We start from the raw sequence: 17204 nt of genomic DNA, 5'->3' as shown, positions 1-17204 counted from the left end.
CGTGCCGGCCCCCGATCTGACGGAGATCCGGGTCCGCGAGCCCGACCGGATCATCACAGGTTGGGCCACCCGGAAGCGCCGCCCGCCGCTCGCGGCCTCGACGGCGGCAAGATGCTGACCCGGATCTGCCTCGACGACCCGGACACCGTCACGACCCTGGAGTCGGCCGCGGCGGCCATCACCGGGCTGGCCGGCCATGGGGTGATGGCGCTGGTCGAGCCGTTCATGGCGGCGCGGGAGGCCGGCCGCGTCCGCAACCTGCTCGACCCCGACTCGATGATCCGCGCGATCCACATCGCCGCCGGCCTCGGCGCCACGAGCCGGCACACCTGGCTAAAGCTGCCGGTCGTCGACGACCTACCCCGGGTCATGGACGCCACCACGCTGCCGACCCTGCTGCTCGGCGGCGATCCGACCGGCCACCCCGACGAGACGTACGCCGCCTGGGACCGCGCCCTGCACCTGCCCGCCGTCCGCGGGCTGGTGGTCGGCCGGGCACTGCTGTTCCCACCGGACGGCGACGTCGCCGCAGCGGTCGACACCGCGGCGGGGCTCGTACACCCATCCCTTGATCCGTCTTGAAAGGCAGACCGATGAAGCGCAGATTCCGGATCTCCCTGCTGGCCGCCGGCACCGCCCTGGCGCTGGCCGCGTGCAGTTCCAGCGGCGGCAAACAGGAAACGACAGACACCAACAACGCCGGCACCGCCGACACCCCGCGGATGACCGTCGCGTTCATCACCCACTCCGGGCCCGGCGACACGTTCTGGGACCTGGTCCGCAAGGGCGCCGAGGACGCGGCCAAGAAGGACAATGTGGAGCTGCAATACCAGGCCGACCCCGACGGACCGGGCCAGGCCAACCTGGTGCAGTCAGCGGTCGACAAGAAAGTAGACGGCATCGCGGTGACCCTGGCCAAGCCCGACGCGATGAAGGCCAACGTGACCAAAGCCGTCCAGGCCGGCGTCCCGGTGGTCGCGCTCAACGGCGGCATCGACGCCTGGCAGGCGATGGGCGTGCAGGGCTACTTCGGCCAGGACGAGCGGATCGCCGGCCGCGCCGCCGGGCAGAAACTCGCCGCCGACGGCGGGAAGAAGGCGCTCTGCGTCATCCACGAGCAGGGCAACGTGGGCCTGGAGGCGCGCTGCGACGGCGCCAAGGACACCTTCCCCAACATTTCAAAGATTTACGTCACGGGTACGGATATGCCGGGCGTCCAAGCCGCGATCACCTCGAAACTCCAGCAGGACAAGGCGATCGATCGGGTGCTGGCACTTGGCGCCCCGTTCGCACTCGCCGCGGTGCAGTCGGTGAAGGACGCCAGCAGCTCCGCCAAGGTGGCCACCTTCGACACCAACAAGGAGCTAGTCGGGGCGATCAAGAGCGGCTCGGTGATGTGGGCGGTCGACCAGCAGCCCTACCTCCAGGGCTATCTGGCCGTCGACAGCCTGTGGCTCTACAAGACCAACGGCAACACCATCGGCGGTGGGCAGGCCACGCTGACCGGCCCGGCGTTCATCGACAGCGGCAACGTGGCCGCGATCGAGCAGTACGCCAACAACGGCAAGCGGTGACAACCGTAACGGAGCTGGCGGCCCAGGACGACCGGGTCGCCAGCCGGCCGCTCGCGGCCAGACTGCTCAGCCGCCCCGAGGTCGGCTCACTGGTCGCGGCGATCGTCATCTTCCTGCTCTTCATGGCCGTCGCGGCACCGTTCCGCAACGTCGCCAACATCGGCACGATCCTCTATGGAGCGTCGACGATCGGCATCATGGCTGTGCCGGTCGCCCTGCTGATGATCGGCGGCGAGTTCGACCTGTCGGCCGGTGTCGCGGTGACGACGGCGGGCCTGTCCGGGTCGTTGCTGGCGTGGAACTTCGGCCTCAACGTCTGGGTCGGCGTGCTGCTGTCACTGGTGCTCGCGGTCGCGATCGGGGCGTTCAACGGCTGGCTGCTGTTACGCACCGGGCTGCCCAGCTTCCTGGTCACGCTGGGCACGTTCTTCATCCTCCAGGGCGTCAACCTGGGCGTCACCCGACTCGCGACCGGCAACGTGGCCAGCGCCGACATCAGCGACATGGACGGTTTCGCGTCGGCGCACGCGGTCTTCGGCTCGGAGGTCTCGCTGGGCCCGGTCAACCTGAAGATCACTGTTCTCTACTGGGTGCTACTGACGATCATCGCCGCGTACGTGCTGCTGCGTACCCGAATCGGAAACTGGATCTTCGCAGTCGGGGGTGACGCGGCCGCGGCCCGAGCGGTCGGCGTGCCTGTCCGATCGACGAAGGTCGGGCTGTTCATGGCCGTCGGCTTCTGCGCGTGGCTGTCCGGGATGCATCTGCTGTTCCAGTTCAACACCGTGCAGTCGGGCGAAGGCGTCGGAAAGGAGTTCATCTTCATCATCGCCGCGGTGATCGGCGGTTGCCTGCTGACCGGCGGCTACGGCTCGGTGGTCGGCGCATCGATCGGCGCCCTGATCTTCGGGATGACCCAGCTGGGCATCAACTACGCGGGCTGGAACCCGGACTGGTTCCGCACCTTCCTGGGTGTGATGCTGTTGCTGGCGACGATCGTGAACCTCTACGTGAAGAGGAGGGCGGACCTGCGATGAGCGCCATCCTTTCGCTCTCTCACGTAGGAAAGAGCTATGGCAACGTGCACGCGCTGCGGGACGTGTCCTTGTCCGTGCGGCAGGGTGAGGTCACCTGCGTGTTGGGTGACAACGGTGCCGGCAAGTCGACGCTGATCAAGATCGTGTCGGGCTTGCATGCCCACACGTCTGGGTCTGTGCTGCTGGACGATGTCCCTGTCCACTTCGGATCGCCGCGCGAGGCGCAGGCCAACGGGATCGCGACGGTCTATCAGGATCTGGCCCTCGCGCCATTGATGTCGGTGTGGCGCAACTTCTTCCTCGGCAACGAGCTGCAACGCGGGTTGTTCCGGCTCGACATCGCTGCCATGAAGCGGATCTGCGCGGCGGAGCTCGGAAAGATGGGGATCGTGATCCCCGATCTGGAGCGGCCCGTTGCCAGCCTGTCGGGCGGTCAGCGGCAATGCGTGGCGATCGCACGGGCCATCTATTTCGGTGCGCGGGTCATCATCCTCGACGAGCCGACTGCGGCGTTGGGGGTGAAGCAGTCAGGGGTCGTGCTGCGGTATGTGGTCAAGGCGCGCGATGCCGGGCTCGGGGTCATCTTCATCACCCACAACCCGCACCACGCCTATCTGGTCGGCAACCACTTCGTGATTCTCAAGCTGGGCCGGGTCGTGCTGGATGCCCACCGCGACGAGCTGACGCTCGAGCAACTGACCGCGGAAATGGCGGGCGGCGATGAACTGACGGAGCTGAGCCACGAGCTGCGCGGAGCCGATCCGGGCAAGGTGGTCGAGCCTGCGTCCGTGGCGCCAGGGTCCGTCGAAGCGCCGGTCGCTGCCGGCTCAGCTGGTCTTGCCGGGCCTGCCGCTGCCGGCGCGACGGCCGAACCCGGCGGCGCTGGCGGAGCGGGCGCCGCCGGTGGTTCGGATCGTTTGGATGGTTCGGCTTCGTGAGTGAGTTGTTGCGGGTTGGTGTGGTCGGCGTTGGGGTGATGGGCGCCGACCACGCGGCCCGGCTAGCGAACCGAATTTCGGGGGCGTCGCTCGTCGCGGTGTCCGATCCGGACGGGGCGCGGGCTGAGGCGGTCGCGTCGTCGTACCCCGGCGTGCAGGTGATCGACTCTCCCCTCGCCTTGGTGGCGGCCGACTTCGTGGACGCGGTGCTGATCGCCTCCCCCGGCGCCGCGCACGAGGAGCAGGTGCTCGCGTGCCTGGCCGCCGGGAAGTATGTGCTGTGCGAGAAGCCGCTGACCGTGTCCAGCGAGTCGGCGCTGCGCCTGGTGACCGCGGAGCGCGCCGGCGGCCGGCCGCTCGTGCAGGTGGGGTTCATGCGGCGCTACGACCCGGCGTACACCCGGTTGAAGTCAGGTTTGGGTCGGGTCTTGGTGTTGCACAACATCCACCGCAACAAGACGGCACCAGGGTCTTTCGGCACCGAAATGATTGTGCGCGACTCGCTTGTGCACGAGGTCGACGTCTCGCGCTGGCTGTTCGACGACGAGATCGCGACCATCAGCGTGCTCACCCCGGCGCCGTCCGCGCTCGCGCCGCCCGGGGTGTCGGACCCGCTGGTGGCCATCTTCCGGATGACCGGCGGCGGCATCGCGACCAACGAGGTCTTCGTCAACAGCCAGCTGGGGTACGAGGTCCGCTGCGAAGCCGTCGGCGAGCAAGGCAGTCGTTTCGTGGACGCGGCGTTGCCCCTCCCCGACAATTTCCTCTCACGTTTCGAGGCGGCTTACGACCTGGAGGTCCAGTCGTGGGTCGACGCCTGCCGCCGCGGCGAGGTCACCGGCCCGACGACGTGGGACGGCTACGCGGCGACGGCGGTGTGCGAGGCGGGCGTACGGTCGCTGCACGACGGCGGCTCGCCGGTCGCCGTCGCATTAGTGAGGTGACGATGGACCAGTTCCTGGCGGACCTCTACGCCGACGGCGTGCAGCACGACGCGGAGCAGCCGGACCGCCTCCTCCGCCGCCGCAACCTCGAGCCCGACACGGCGGCGCTGCTGGCCATGCTGGTGCGGGTAGCCGGGGCGCGGCGGGTGGTCGAGATCGGCACGTCCAACGGCTATTCGACGATCTGGCTGGCGAGGGCGGCGGGGGATATCGGCGGTCGGGTGGTCACGGTCGACACGCAGGAGTGGCCCGGGGTCCGGTCGAACCTGTCTTCTGCCGGCGTCTCGGTCGACCTGGTCCTAGCCGACGGCGGGGCCCATCTTGCGGCGCTTCCGTCGGGCAGCGTCGACCTGTTGTTCCTCGACGCGGAACGCACCGAGTACGCCGGGTGGTGGCCGGACCCGATCCGAGTGCTCCGCCCCGGCGGGGTGCTGGCGATCGACAACGTGCTGTCCCACCCATCTGAGGTCGCGCCGTTTCTGGCCCTGGTGGCGGCGGATCCTCGTTGCCGCTCGACCACCGTTCCGGTGGGAAAGGGCCTGTCGATCACGTGGCGTGCTGGGGCCTAGGGGGTGCTCCGGCCGCGCGCAGAGATCGGGCGGATGCCGGTGTTGTAGCCGGCGGTCTGCGCGTGCGGTCGATCGTCGTCTGGGCTCGGCGGAGCGCCGAGACACGTCTTAGTCCGGCAGCGCGGCGGTCACGTCGAGCTCGACGAGCTGCCCTGGGAAGCCGAGTCTGCTCACGCCGAGCAGGGTGCTGGCGGAGGTGAACGCCGGTGCGAGCGGCGAGTCGAGCAGCCGGCGCCAGACGTCCCCGAGACTCCCGCCTGCCGCATCCGTCACATAAATCACGGTACGCACCACGTCGGTCGGCCCGGCCCCCACACTGGCGAGCGCCGCCAACGTATTAGCCACCACTTGATCGACCTGCGCGAACACGTCCCCTTCGCCAACGACATCGCCGGCGGAGTCGAGCGGACACTGCCCGGCGAGATATGCGGTCCGCGCAGAGCTGGCCACGGTGACATGGTGGTAGCCGGGCGGCTGGTGCAGCCCGTCGGGATTAAGCCTGGTGAGCGCCATGTGAGGCAGTCTCTGATGAGGCGGCCGTGACGCGCGACCGGTTTTGGCCCCCGAGCCGCACCCCCCAACCTGTCGTGTACAGTTAGCGCCCGTGCGTCCCGCAAAACTGGGCGCATGCAAGTCCGGGTGGCGGAATGGCAGACGCGCTAGCTTGAGGTGCTAGTGCCCGTATAGGGCGTGGGGGTTCAAGTCCCCCCTCGGACACAAAATCTCCGCGTTGGTGCGCAGTTTTCGGTGTGCGTGTTCAGAGACATCTGAACACGCACTTTTGCTTCTGCCGATGCCGTCGACCATGGCCGGACCGCCGGGGTGGTCCTCGTCACCGCCTCCTTGGTACTCACCGTCATCCCCCGCACGCCGATCTCCGGGGCCCCTCCCGCTGGACGCGAAGGTCCGCGGCTGCCTCCCCTCCCTCTGGCGGTGTTGGGTCCGGACGGCACGCGGACGGCCGACACCGTCTACGCGTTCGCCGCTCTGGACAAAAGCGGGCGAGTTGCCGCCCGCGGCATCCTCGCCGACCTCGGCTGGCGGCCGGCACTCGGCTGGACATCCGTGAACAGGCCGGGGTGATCAACGTCCGGGTCGCGGGCGAGGGTCGCTGCCGGGTCGACAGCCGCGGTTACCTCGTCTTCACCCTGTCGGTGCGCCGGTGGTGTCGGCTGGCCGCGGGCGACCGGCTGCTGCTGGTGGCCGATCACCGCACTGCCGTGTTGACGGGATATCCGCTGCCGGTCCTGGATCGGCTGCTCGATGCGACGTCGGTTATCGCCAACGGGGGTGATCGGGCATGAACCGGGATTCTGGGCGGGACGCCGACCTGGCAGCGGCACGGCCCGGCTCCTGCTGGAACGGATGGGTATCTCCCTTGAGGAGCTGACGTCAGGGCCAGCGGCGGATCGAGCGGTGCCGACCTTCGCCGAGTACGTGCCGGTGGTCGCCGCCGCGGTCTCGCCGGGCACCCGCCGCGCGTATAGCTCGTACTGGAACAAGGTCGTGGAGCATTGGGCGAGCGCCGTCTCGACGAGCCGACACCGACCGAGATCGAAGCGCTCCGCGGCCGGATCCAGGCCGGCGTCGTCACCCGCCGCAACGGGCGGGGCGGCAGGTCGGCCGCCGAGCATCTGGTGGCCGCGCTGCGCTGCCTGTACCGGCGGGCCGAGGCCGACGGGTTGATCCGCGAGTCGCAGAACCCGGCACGGAAGGTCACGAAACCGCGCCGACTGCCCAGCACCCGCCGGCGGCGTCCTCGCCGGCCTGGTGTCGACCCGTCCCGGCGCGTATAGCAAGATCCTCTTCGTGAGCCTTCAGGACGACCTCGACCGGCGAGCTGACCTCCACGACGTACCATCCATAGTGGTCGGCGTTTCACGAGCGGGCGCGAGAAGCGTTGCGACGCGCGGCGCGCGGGACGACGCCTGCTTCCGGATCGCGTCCTTGACGAAGACGTTCACCGCCGCGGCGCTCGGAATGACCCTGATCGAGCGGTCCATCCCGCTCCACACGCCGGCCATCGACCTGCTGCCCGCCTTCGCGCCCGACTGGCACGCCGACCGGGGCATCACCGTCGAGCAGATCCTCGGTCAGGTCTCCGGACTACGTGAGTCCGTGAACGCGTCGGCCATCGCGGACCTGGGCAACGGGACCTTCGCGATCGACGAGGCCGCCGGGCTCGTGGTCCGCGCCGGCAACGAGCGACCCGCCGGAACGCGCTGGTCCTACTACAACGGGAACTATGTCCTGGCCGGTGCCATCCTCGCGGCCGTGACCAAGGTGTCGTACGAGACGGCCCTACTCAAGACCGTGCTGACGCCATGGGCGCTCGACGGCACCGGCTTTCACCCGCCGCGAGGCCCGGTCGCCGGCCGGGACGGCGCGACCGAGCTTCCGTCCGCCGACTATCCACGTGGCCGCCGCCCCAGCGGAGGCCTGTGGTCGGGTGTTCCGGATCTGCTGACCTTCGGCGAACGACTCCTCGCCAACGGCGCCCTGCTGGCCGAGACCCGGCGGCCACGGACGGCGCCGGAGGACCCCATGGCGTACGGCGCCGGCTGGGCGCTCGGTCCGTCCGGCCAGTTGTTCGTCAACGGCCGCCTACCGGGTTACCGAGCGGCCATGCTCATGGTCCCGGACCATGACTTCGTGGCCGTCGTCCTGACCAACCAGGAACAGGCGCTGCCGGCGGCGGCCCGACTCCTCAGCGACCTCCAGCGCCCGCTGACCGGCGACGAACTCGCGGCGACCATCGACAGGTTCGCCGCCTGAGCCACGCGGCTCAGGCCCTGTCCTCTGGCTCACGATGATCGACAGAACACGGCCTAGTCGAGAAGCAGAATCGTGCCTGCCAGCTGATACCACGGTTGGATATCGGTTCGTGTCGCCCCTCGATACGAACCCATAGCCAACGGGCAGCTCAGAGCACCTTCGCTCGTCGTCGAGTTGAACCCCAACAAGAACGCCAAGGCGCCCGCAACGTATCGCCGACGCCGCTGCTCAGCCTGAGTTTGGCGGAGCTTGATCAACGATGACGAAACCGCTGCCTTCCCTCGGTCGCCCGCCGACGGCACGCCAGAAGCCGAGCGAGTCTGGAAGGCAGCTTGGTGCCGAGTGCCTCCTATCCGAAGCAGGAGGCGGACTCAACGGCGCCCTCCTCAGAGCCAGAGTTGGGCGTCGAGCTCCATGTCGTCACCAGCCCCGCACTGGTCGGCGGGCGGGACACGCCGTCGATCATGGACGGACCACCGCTCGAACCCGGCTCGAGCCCCCACTATGACGGACGATCGATGTCAGGGTCGGTACGGACGGCACCATATGGGCCCACTACGAAGCCGTCGAGAGACATCCGCATTCCTTCTCCCCTATCGACAACTCGTGCTTCGAGTAGTCGAGGAAGTCCATGTCGAGTTCGTGTCTACTGACGACCGCCGTCGGCGAGCTCGGCCGATCCGAGGAACGCTCATGACCCGATTTGTGGTGGCTGGTAGCCCAGCTCGGATCCGCAAAGTCGGGCTCCGGCAAAGTCTTAAGATCAAGGAGCCAGGGGGATCCGATGTAGATGGTCAGCTCGGCAATGTCGTTGAGCGCTGCCGGGCGCGACGGGTCCGATATTGCCGTGGAGCAGGCCGGCGTGTTCGTCAGCGCGCGGTCGCACGGTCGTCACGCGTGAACGTGCGCCATCCGCTCGCGCCGACGACAGTCGCGCCCGGGCAGGTCGCGCATCTCGACGCGCCGGCGCGCCCAGGCCTCCATCAGCCACACGGGCCATCGATCAGCCGGCGCCGCGACGTGGTAGTGGCAAGGCTCTAAACCGCTCGGAACGTGCGCCTGCACGCGGATTGGCAGCGCCGCCACAGAACCCGGTTCCAGCGTCTCACCAGGCACCGGCGGCAGGCCGTCGAGAGCACGAGCTGCGTTCACCGCGTCAACCAAAACCTGCCGCAGCAGAGCGTCGCCGTCGGCCCGGCGCAACACGCGAAGGCTGCGGCGCACCATCATCTGCGGGCCGCGCCCCAGCGGCCACTGCCACCACCGCCACACCTGCGCGCCGCCAGCAAGCTCGACCGCGTCTTGGGATAGCCGGTCCGCCGCACGACCCACGGCGCGGCCCAGGGCCGCCTTAACCAAGACCGTCGTGACGGCCACACGCGTTGCCGATTCACCAGCGCGCGGCCGGATCACCAGCCACGGCAGCAACGGCAGCAACGCGATGCGACCCCGATCGCTGCTCAGATCATTTACCTCCCGAGCGAGCCGTGCCAGGGTCGCGTCGATGCTATCCGGTTGGTCCGTCCACCGGCCGCCAGACAAGGCACTCGCGAACTCCATCAGGCATGCACCCCGGGCCGGGTGCCCATGCCGCCCTCGGCGCACCCGCACCTCGTAGATGCGCGACTGCGACCAATCGCCCCTAGCCAAGGGGCGCTGCGCATAACCAACTGCGCGGTCCATACCCCAGTCTGACTCTCAAATAGCCGAACCGCACACCCGATCGGTCCGCCGCAACCCCGGTTACACCTCTTCGACCGCAACTCCTGCGGCGCGGTCACGAGGCCTGCGTCCTGCCCACCACGTCTGTTCCGCGACAGCCTTCGCCAGCGCCCCTGACCGCAGACCTGTCGGCCGTGGCTGTCGCTGATGGCGTCAATAGACTGAGTACACCATTCCGCTACAGATCAGGTCGATCCGGGCCCGACGGCCCGGAGGTCACCTCGAAACCGCCGGAGGTCCGGCCGACCGGGTGCCTTCGCCCTGGCGTGTCGCCATCGCCGACTGAGCGCGCTCAAACGGACACGATGAGGTGCTGTGCGATGACGACGACGGATCAGGGCAACGCCAGATTCCTGGATGCCCTTCGCAACATGGTCGACGGTGCGACGGCGAGCCGCGTCTTCGGCGAAACGATCAGTCAGGACGGGTCCATTTGTGCTGCCGGTGGCCATGAAACGCCGAGGGCGGGAACGGCCACGGCCAGGCCGCCGACGGCCAGGAGCAGGGTGGAATCGGCGGCGGCATGGGGCTGTCGGCCAAGGGTCTCGGCGTGTTTCGTGATCCGGGACGGCAAGGCCGCGTGGCGGCCCGCGGTCGACGTCTACCAGGTCATCATCGGTGGCCGGCTCGTGGCCATCGCGGCGCTGCTCGTAGTCCGCGCGCTGATCAAGGCCCGCAGGCGTTAGCCAGTCGGCTCGGCGCAACGCCGTGCCGGGTTGCGGGCGACAAACCGCGTCGCATGACCGGAGTGGCGTCAGCCGCAAGGTGGTGGACAAGCCCTGCGCGATCGAGTATTCCGCGACTTCGCGTTTGCTCTCGCAGTGGGGAGTGCGAGTGCGCCGCTTGGCGAAGACGGCTACGGAGATTCGTCGGCCAACCGGATCGCAAGTTCGGTGCGCCAACGGGTCTTCATGCGTTCGGAGCGCGGGTCGGTGAGGTAGGCCTCGTACCGGCAGCCGAAACGCTCACCCTCGGGATTTGCCGTGCAGTCCAGCGTGAGGCTCTGCTCATGGACCCAGTCCCGCAGCGCGCCATTCGCCCGCCGGCCGTGGTTGATGTACGTCAAGGTCGCGTATCGGCCGGCGGGTAGCACTCCAGTGTGGACCCGGCTGTCGCCTGGGATCGGCTCGTCGGTGATGACGCCGACCTCGACGTCCATGGCACCGTCCATGTCCACCACATGCAGACGGAAGAACGTGTGGCCGTACGCGATGGCCCGCTCGTCCGCCCACAGGTACAGCTCTTCCATGAGCAGGTCCCGCACGGCGAACATCCCGCGGAACGGCGTGACCAGACGAATGCCGATGGAGTGCCGAACGGGATGGGTGGTGATCGTCGGGCCATCGATGACTTCCATCGGCTTCTCCATTGCATCCGGCTCTGTCAAGGCTGTGTCGAGACTGGCCACATTATGTGGGGGTCAGTCCGGTCGAGGCGCGTTCGAGCTGTCCTTATCGAACGACACCGCCTCGTGCTCGTGCGTCACCAGCCAGCGCCCGTCGATGCGGCGCAGCCCCAGCGTCACGCGGAACCACAAGTTGAAGCTCTCGGTCGAGCCGCGAGGCACGGCGGTGAGGCAGTCGAGACTGGTCGCGGACGCCACGTCGCCGTCGGTGGTGATCTCCAACGGGGATGACCTCGCGGTGCGGCGGTGCCTCGAAAGTGGCCATCCAGGCCTGCGCGAGGTCGGCCCTCGGCCGGCGCCAGGATGCTAGCGGCTTGGCTCGCGCGCGTCGAGCGCGCCAAGAGCGATCCCCACTTGCCCGCGCCCTGGGGGACGAAGATCTTCGCCGCAGCAGTCGGTGACCTTCATTCGCAGCCGGTCGTAGTCCTTCGCCCGAGCCGGGCACGGACGTCCCCATCAGCCGCATGCGGTCGCGATGCAGGGTCACGGCCGCTGGCGTCGAATGACCGGGGGCACGCGTCGACGAGCGCGGGCGCTACGGTTTACCGGTGGCAGAGCGTAGAGGTCGGATCATCCTGCTCAACGGTGCTTCGAGCTCTGGCAAGAGCAGCATCGGTCGGGCGATGCTTCCGCTGCTGCCCGATCCGTGGTTCCTTGTTCCCGTCGATGCCATAGGGGCGATGCGTTCCACCGTTCACACTCGGGTGCTTAACGACGCGGAAGTCAGCGAGATGCTCCGAAGGACACGCCTCGGCTATCACCGGGCAGTCGCGGCGCTCGCCGCCACAGGAAACGACGTCATCATGGACTACCCCCTGAGTGAACAATGGCGCATGGACGACCTGCTCGACACCTTCACGGGATACGACGTGACGCTGGTCGAGGTCCGCTGCGCCCAGGAAGAGCTGGACCGGCGTGAACGCGTTCGCGGAGACCGGTCAGTCGGCCTTGCCCGTTCCCAGACCCTGGTGTATGCCCACGGCGAAGCTGACATCGTCGTGGACACGACGAACACCGACGCCAACGAGTGCGCCGCAGCGGTCGTCGTCGCACTTCGGGAGGTTTCTTCGCCGAAAGCGTTCGATCGGCTCCGTCACCGTCGCGACTGGACATAGCTGGCCGACTCGATGCCGAGGCGTCTCATCTGCCGGAGTGCGCGCTTCGCCTCGTTTTGGACATGTCCACGAGGGAGGAACACAGAGCCAGCCCTCTCTCGCTTGGTCCGACTGGAGATAAATCGATGTTCCTCGGTTTTGGAATGGACCAACGGTCCGAGCGCTTCACCGGCGCGGCCACACCGCCCTCGGATGCGTGTCACCCCAGGCCCTGACGTCTGGCGAGCAACTCGACGGCGTCCTTCACCTGCCTCAGACCGGCGCCGGTCGCGTCCCGATACACCTTCATCGCCTTAATCTTGCGGCCGGCGATCAACTCTTCCTGGACTCCCGCAGGGACATCGGGCTCGCGCTTGCGGTTGCCAAGGTGGTCCATGATGAGGTTCAGCTTCCGCTCGACCGCCGCCGACTGCCGCGCCTGATGGCGGGCGTCGCGACGACCGCTCTCGCGGACCAGGAGCAAGACCAGGATGGTCAGCGAGACCAGCGCCGCCATCCACCCCATTCCTTGGTTGAACACGAAGGACATATGCGTCCGGGGGTCGGCGAACGCTGGCGCGGTGAAGGAGGGCTACCCAGAGCCCTCGCTCCGGGTTGGGGCGCGGTGCCCGTCGTGTGCCCAGTCGTGCTCGCCCAAGTATTGGTGGGCTGCGCCGCTCGGCTGGCCCGGGCACAAGAGTTCACGAAGCGCTGCACTCTGGCGGGCTGGCCGGGCGCTCGCTTCTCCCTGATCGGCCGTGCATCCGCGGCGGGGTCTCTTTCGCCTATTCCTCGCGGTCGCGGCGGTGGGCGCTGCCCTTCTTCCTGAACGCTGACGACAAGTTGAGGCCGATGATCGCAGCACCGAACCCCAACCACAGCATGAGAAACCCGAATCGTTCCGCGCGCACTAAACCGACGGTTCCGACAGTCAGAATCGCGAGGGCGACGACTGTCCCCAGGACCGCGACGGGCTTGCTTAGCGTGACCCGGCGGTTCGAGTCTTGGGCTTCGCTCTGAGCAGTGAACATTCGGGGGCCTTTGCCGAGCCAGGAAGTCAGAAACACGGAGACGACGATCAGGCCCGCCAACACCCAGAGCAATAGGAACCACGAGAACTCTCCGGCGCGCACCATCTGGACAACGCCGAAGACAAGCAGTGCGGTGGCCATGACCGCCATGACGCCTGATTGCGTCCTACTCGGACGGACCCCGAAGCTCGGCATGGCATCCGTCGTACCCGATGGGCTCGGGATTGACACCATCGGACCGCCTGGCTCATGGTCCACGCGATAGCGGGAATTTGACCGATGTGTTGCCCTTCTCCTGCTCACGCCGTTTCCGCGTGCTGCACAGGGTTGCGAGCCGACCGCCATCATCACCGAAGCCGGTGGCGCGCGACTCAGGCACCGTCACACTCATGTGCCGAGTGCGCCTTCGGCGAAGGCACGCGGATCAACTGCCGAGAGCTGCGGAATGGGAAGCCAGCGCGCGAAGAAGGGTGAGTCTGCGAGTTCGGTGTGGCGGCTTCACCCACCGTGGAGGCTGCGTTGTGGTCAGCGCGAACCGGATCGTGAGCGTCTTCGGATCAGCTCGGCCGGCACGAGATAGCCGAGCCCGAGTATGAGGCAACCTGCCCCCAACAGGATGGCGAACGGGCGCGGGTCCCCGATCGCCGATGCCGCCTGCAGGATCGCCAGGAGGAGCCAAAGTCCTCCGAGGATGAACCCCTGCCGCGGCGTGGCCGCCGTCTGCCACCACGGTCTCTTGGCATCCGTCACATCGATGATTCTCGTCGCGACCCACATGGTCGGCCACCGCTCGCTCGGATCGAGCACGCCGGCGTGTAGACCGACCTGCCCACGCTCGGTCCCGGCAGGTTGAACCGGGGCGCGTCGTGCCCGGGCCGTTGACCGTGACCCACGACGATCACGGCCGCCACGGCTAGACCCAGCTCACTGGGTACGCCTGACACCACGGCACCGCGAACCTCTCATCGGGCGGCAAGGACCCGGCGCGGAGCCTGGTCGCGACTCTGCGAACTCATGTCTCGACGCCCACGACGCCCGGACGTACTCGCGCTATCGTCCGTGCCGGACGCCGAACGCACTGAGCAATGCGGTCACGGACTCGACAGTTGTGAGGTGATGGTGAAGTGGTCGCGCCCGGTCTCGTCGAACCAGTCAAGTGCGGGGTTGTTCGGAGGCGGCCGCGTCCACGGCGAGGCACCACGCGGGCCAAACAGCACGTCCGCGGCCAGCCTCTACCTCGGCAGCGGCGACACGACCGACTACAAGCTCGTGCTCGCCTCCGTGCGGCACCAGCGACTACGGCCAGAAATGGCTCTGCGGCGTGACGGTGACGCACTCCTGAACCTCCTCGCACGATCACCTCATCGCGCGCACATACGCGGAGATCAATACAGCGGCCGCGCTCAACGCTGCGAGGCCCATGACCGCTCCGGCGATCTCCACGCCTGGCCTGCCTTGAAGAAAGGCGAAGGCAAGCATGGCTGCTACGCAGACGCCAGCAAGCACGATGATCAATCGCGTCTCGTTCCGGGTCACCGGGGACATGCCTCTGGGATTCCCCGAACATCCTGATTCGACACCCAGGTGCCCGAAGCTGGGGATCGGACCTCGACCATCGGCAAGTCGTCACCCTCGATCAGGAAGGCTGAGACGGTCCGCCAGGCCGGGCAAACACCACGACGCAGACACGATCGCCAGATCAGTGTTGATCAAATCTCGTTCCCATGCTTGGCGTGACCCGCCCAGGATTCGAACCTGCGCACGGTCGGGAGCCTCTTAGCGAATGCCCAGCGGACCGCGACCACCGAACCGGTGCCCTCCCCACACGGCGTTCGGGTCGACGGTTCCAGATCTCCGCTCTGCATCGCGACAGTCCGGGCCGCAGAACACGGGACGGTCCGCGCCGGCGCCGGTGGCCGTCGGATGCCAACCCACACACAGGGCTTATGATTAGTCCGCTTCCGGCAGATCGATGACCGCCGACAGGTGGTCAGCCCGTTGGGTTTGGTTCGTGTCGCCCCTCGGACGCAAGGTTTCCCGCGTTGGTGAGCAGTTTTCGGTGTGCGTGTTCAGAGACCTCTGAACACGCACTTTCGTTTCTGCCGATGCCGTCGACCATGGCCGGACGGCGAAGGTGGTCCTCGTTACCACCTCGTGGGTGCCTAAGTGGACGGCGCAGGCACACATTGGCGCCGTCATCAGCGTGGGATGTGGCGGGTCAGACGATCTTGGGCTTCGCCGCTCGCTCTCACCTGCGTGGTGCGATCGGAGGGCTGGTATGACCGGACTTCTTGGGTCGCGCGCACGAGGCTGCGGATCGCGGTTAGGTCGCCGCTGATCGCGCCGAGGGCGCGGGATTGGATCAGGGCGTTGCCGAGCGCACCGGCCGCGCCCGGGCCGGCTTCGACGGTCAGACCGCAGGCGTCCGCGGTCAGCTGGCACGGCTCCGATTGTGTCGGCAGAGCGTGACACGACCCACGCCTGCGGCCGTGGCGACCCCTGCCATGCTCACCTCCGGGTCGCGCGTCAAGGGCGCGACGGCGGCGTCGAGGATCGCCTTGGCGTTGCGACGGGCGTCTGCCCGTTGCACTCGCTGAGTCATGGTGGCCGCAGCGGCGGAACGCGCCACGACCCTCCTTTCGCAACGCGAGCTCGCGGCAAACCGGACAGTCATGTATGAGCTAGTTCACTCACCATAGGTAGCACATCCGTGTTCGGCTTTACCGGAGGGCCTGAGGCAGACGTAGGCAGCAACCGGCCCTGGGGGCCGACGAGTCCAACCTGCCAGGGACGCGACAAAGCAGCGTTACCACGAGAAGGACATCTACCACCATGACGATCAGGACAAACACGGCCGGCCAGCCCGCCGTGCTGGCTGCGGCGCCGGCGCGCCAGGCTCGCAACTCCGCCGCCTTCTGGGCCGCGACCGGCCGGGCCCGTGGCCACGAGGTGATCCGCCGCCCCGGCTTCGTCGCCGTGGCCGGTGACGAGCGCGCGGGCCTACGCGTCCTGATCCAGGCGCCCGAGCTTGGCGCCGACGAGCTGGACGAGATCGCCGAACTGGTAGGCCGCGCCGCGCGGCCGGTGGACGCGGAGGACCCATTCAGCTCGACCGACCTGAGTCACCTCGGCATGCGGAGCTGGCAGATGCCGGTCATGCTGCGCCAGCCCGGCCCTGTTGCCGAACCGGCGATGCGCGTGATCCGGGTGCGCGATGAGGAGGACCTGCGCGAGGCCGAGCGTGCCGTGATCGCAGGCTTCGAGCTGACCAGGTTCGAACCCTACCGTGGCGGCGAGATGTTCCCTGTGGCGCTGATCGAACAGCAGGGTGTCGACGTGTTCATCGCGCGCCTTGACGATGCGGTTGCCGGGGCATGTGTCACCGTCGTCGACGACGGGTTCGCCAGCCACTACTGGGTCGCGACACCGCCCGCTTTCCGCTCCCGCGGCGTAGGGCGGGCGGTCATGCTCGGCTCCCTGGCTCACCTCGGGGACCTGCCGGTGACGCTCACGGCTTCGCGGCTGGGCAGGCCGCTGTATGAGTCTCTGGGCTTCACTGCCGCAGCGCCTTCGACCTGGTGGTCTTCGCGATAGCGGCGCCGACGGCCAGGATCGAATAGACCTGACACTCCTTTGCGATGCACTCGCCGCGCCGCGCCTCGGCGGCGGTGCGAGACCTCTATCCCCGCACGTCCACCCCGAAAGAGCGGGCGGGTCCTCGTCGTGCCTGGCAGCGGCTGTTGCGCCCGGCGGGTGAGTTGGCGCGGCAGGCCGCCGCGTCCGCCGAGGTAGAGGGCCTGGTAGATCGTCTCGTGGCAGATGTGCCAGTGCGGCCGGTCTGGGTGGTGGGTTCGTAGCCAAGCCGCGATCTGTTCCGGGCTCCACTCGAGTAGAAGCTTGCCTTCGACCTGGGCCCGCAGTTCGCGGTCTTCCAGGAGGCGTCCGCGGCGAAGGCGGCGAAGCCGTTCACGGTCCCCGACCGAGCTGCGACGCAATCTCTCGCATGCCGAGGCCGTCGCGCCGCAACGTCGCGATGCGTTGACACTCCAAAAGGGATAGATACCGCTGGGACCATTCCGGCAACTGTTGTACTGAGCCTCGGCATCGAATGTCGT

Annotated in this window: 20 protein-coding genes, 1 tRNA gene and 1 pseudogene; 13 read left to right on the top strand and 9 right to left on the bottom strand. The window is 67.9% G+C overall.

Going from position 1 to position 17204, the window contains the following annotated elements:
* Positions 1-60 precede the first annotated feature (60 nt).
* From DFJ67_RS26130 to DFJ67_RS26105, 6 genes are read left to right on the top strand one after another with little or no spacing between them, the layout of a single operon-like run.
* Positions 61-582 carry a Cgl0159 family (beta/alpha)8-fold protein gene (locus DFJ67_RS26130; RefSeq protein ID WP_203783078.1) on the top strand — a complete coding sequence of 174 codons (522 nt, stop codon included), beginning with the start codon at positions 61-63 and terminating at the stop codon, positions 580-582.
* 11 nt (positions 583-593) lie between these two features.
* Positions 594-1574: a sugar ABC transporter substrate-binding protein gene (locus DFJ67_RS26125; protein WP_116070438.1), complete on the top strand. Its 981-nt coding sequence runs from the start codon at positions 594-596 to the stop codon at positions 1572-1574.
* Positions 1571-2611 carry an ABC transporter permease gene (locus tag DFJ67_RS26120; protein WP_116070437.1) on the top strand — a complete coding sequence of 347 codons (1041 nt, stop codon included), beginning with the start codon at positions 1571-1573 and terminating at the stop codon, positions 2609-2611. Before DFJ67_RS26125 ends, DFJ67_RS26120 begins: the two co-directional genes overlap by 4 nt.
* The gene (locus DFJ67_RS26115; protein WP_116070436.1) at positions 2608-3549 is read left to right on the top strand and encodes an ATP-binding cassette domain-containing protein; all 942 of its coding nucleotides are present in this window, start codon (positions 2608-2610) and stop codon (positions 3547-3549) included. The genes DFJ67_RS26120 and DFJ67_RS26115 overlap by 4 nt, the downstream gene beginning before the upstream one ends.
* Positions 3546-4493: a Gfo/Idh/MocA family protein gene (locus tag DFJ67_RS26110; RefSeq protein WP_116070435.1), complete on the top strand. Its 948-nt coding sequence runs from the start codon at positions 3546-3548 to the stop codon at positions 4491-4493. The genes DFJ67_RS26115 and DFJ67_RS26110 overlap by 4 nt, the downstream gene beginning before the upstream one ends.
* Before the next feature lie 2 nt (positions 4494-4495).
* Entirely contained in the window at positions 4496-5062 is a 567-nt protein-coding gene (locus tag DFJ67_RS26105; protein ID WP_116070434.1) for an O-methyltransferase, read from the top strand.
* 108 nt (positions 5063-5170) lie between these two features.
* Here the strand turns inward: DFJ67_RS26105 and DFJ67_RS26100 are convergent, their stop codons facing one another.
* A complete protein-coding gene (locus tag DFJ67_RS26100; protein ID WP_116070433.1) occupies positions 5171-5575 on the bottom strand; it encodes a RidA family protein in 405 nt (134 codons plus the stop codon).
* A 120-nt stretch (positions 5576-5695) separates the two neighbouring features.
* Here DFJ67_RS26100 and DFJ67_RS26095 point away from each other — a divergent pair.
* From DFJ67_RS26095 to DFJ67_RS26080, 4 genes are all read left to right on the top strand, one after another.
* Positions 5696-5779: transfer RNA gene (locus tag DFJ67_RS26095), tRNA-Leu, on the top strand.
* Positions 5780-6141: 362 nt separating this feature from the next.
* Positions 6142-6366, top strand: a complete 225-nt coding sequence (locus DFJ67_RS26090) for a hypothetical protein (RefSeq protein ID WP_116070432.1) — start codon at positions 6142-6144, stop codon at positions 6364-6366.
* 210 nt (positions 6367-6576) lie between these two features.
* The gene (locus DFJ67_RS26085) at positions 6577-6858 is read left to right on the top strand and encodes a hypothetical protein (RefSeq protein ID WP_239096967.1); all 282 of its coding nucleotides are present in this window, start codon (positions 6577-6579) and stop codon (positions 6856-6858) included.
* On the top strand, positions 6833-7837 hold the full coding sequence (locus DFJ67_RS26080) for a serine hydrolase domain-containing protein (protein WP_308442474.1): 1005 nt from the start codon (positions 6833-6835) through the stop codon (positions 7835-7837). Before DFJ67_RS26085 ends, DFJ67_RS26080 begins: the two co-directional genes overlap by 26 nt.
* 891 nt (positions 7838-8728) lie before the next feature.
* On the opposite strand, the gene DFJ67_RS26075 is transcribed toward DFJ67_RS26080, so the two are convergent.
* A complete protein-coding gene (locus DFJ67_RS26075) occupies positions 8729-9397 on the bottom strand; it encodes a hypothetical protein (RefSeq protein ID WP_116070430.1) in 669 nt (222 codons plus the stop codon).
* A gap of 482 nt (positions 9398-9879) precedes the next feature.
* Here DFJ67_RS26075 and DFJ67_RS42360 point away from each other — a divergent pair, with 482 nt between their 5' ends.
* The gene (locus tag DFJ67_RS42360) at positions 9880-10245 is read left to right on the top strand and encodes a hypothetical protein (protein WP_147315605.1); all 366 of its coding nucleotides are present in this window, start codon (positions 9880-9882) and stop codon (positions 10243-10245) included.
* A gap of 170 nt (positions 10246-10415) precedes the next feature.
* On the opposite strand, the gene DFJ67_RS26070 is transcribed toward DFJ67_RS42360, so the two are convergent.
* Entirely contained in the window at positions 10416-10916 is a 501-nt protein-coding gene (locus DFJ67_RS26070; protein WP_170215983.1) for a GyrI-like domain-containing protein, read from the bottom strand.
* Positions 10917-10979: 63 nt separating this feature from the next.
* Positions 10980-11186, bottom strand: coding sequence for a nuclear transport factor 2 family protein (locus DFJ67_RS43955; RefSeq protein WP_239096966.1), 207 nt, complete (start codon positions 11184-11186; stop codon positions 10980-10982).
* Positions 11187-11512: 326 nt separating this feature from the next.
* Between DFJ67_RS43955 and DFJ67_RS26060 the strand changes: the two genes are divergently transcribed.
* Positions 11513-12079 (top strand): chloramphenicol phosphotransferase CPT family protein, encoded by a 567-nt coding sequence (locus DFJ67_RS26060; protein WP_203783077.1) that lies wholly within the window; start codon positions 11513-11515, stop codon positions 12077-12079.
* A 199-nt stretch (positions 12080-12278) separates the two neighbouring features.
* Here the strand turns inward: DFJ67_RS26060 and DFJ67_RS26055 are convergent, their stop codons facing one another.
* From DFJ67_RS26055 to DFJ67_RS42870, 4 genes are all read right to left on the bottom strand, one after another.
* Positions 12279-12575, bottom strand: a complete 297-nt coding sequence (locus tag DFJ67_RS26055; protein WP_147315604.1) for a hypothetical protein — start codon at positions 12573-12575, stop codon at positions 12279-12281.
* Between the two features lie 268 nt (positions 12576-12843).
* Positions 12844-13230: a hypothetical protein gene (locus tag DFJ67_RS26050; RefSeq protein WP_147315603.1), complete on the bottom strand. Its 387-nt coding sequence runs from the start codon at positions 13228-13230 to the stop codon at positions 12844-12846.
* A 384-nt stretch (positions 13231-13614) separates the two neighbouring features.
* Positions 13615-13896, bottom strand: a complete 282-nt coding sequence (locus tag DFJ67_RS26045) for a hypothetical protein (RefSeq protein WP_116070426.1) — start codon at positions 13894-13896, stop codon at positions 13615-13617.
* Between the two features lie 549 nt (positions 13897-14445).
* Positions 14446-14604 (bottom strand): hypothetical protein, encoded by a 159-nt coding sequence (locus DFJ67_RS42870; protein ID WP_170215982.1) that lies wholly within the window; start codon positions 14602-14604, stop codon positions 14446-14448.
* A gap of 1317 nt (positions 14605-15921) precedes the next feature.
* Between DFJ67_RS42870 and DFJ67_RS26030 the strand changes: the two genes are divergently transcribed.
* Positions 15922-16683, top strand: a complete 762-nt coding sequence (locus DFJ67_RS26030) for a GNAT family N-acetyltransferase (protein WP_116070424.1) — start codon at positions 15922-15924, stop codon at positions 16681-16683.
* 116 nt (positions 16684-16799) lie between these two features.
* Here DFJ67_RS26030 and DFJ67_RS44750 read toward each other — a convergent pair.
* Positions 16800-17160 (bottom strand): annotated as a pseudogene (locus DFJ67_RS44750) (helix-turn-helix domain-containing protein); the annotation flags it as partial.
* Between the last annotated feature and the right edge of the window lie 44 nt (positions 17161-17204).

It is taken from the genome of Asanoa ferruginea (genome assembly GCF_003387075.1).
In the GTDB taxonomy this organism is placed as follows: Bacteria; Actinomycetota; Actinomycetes; order Mycobacteriales; family Micromonosporaceae; genus Asanoa; species Asanoa ferruginea.
This window is presented reverse-complemented; position numbering and strand designations above follow the sequence as displayed.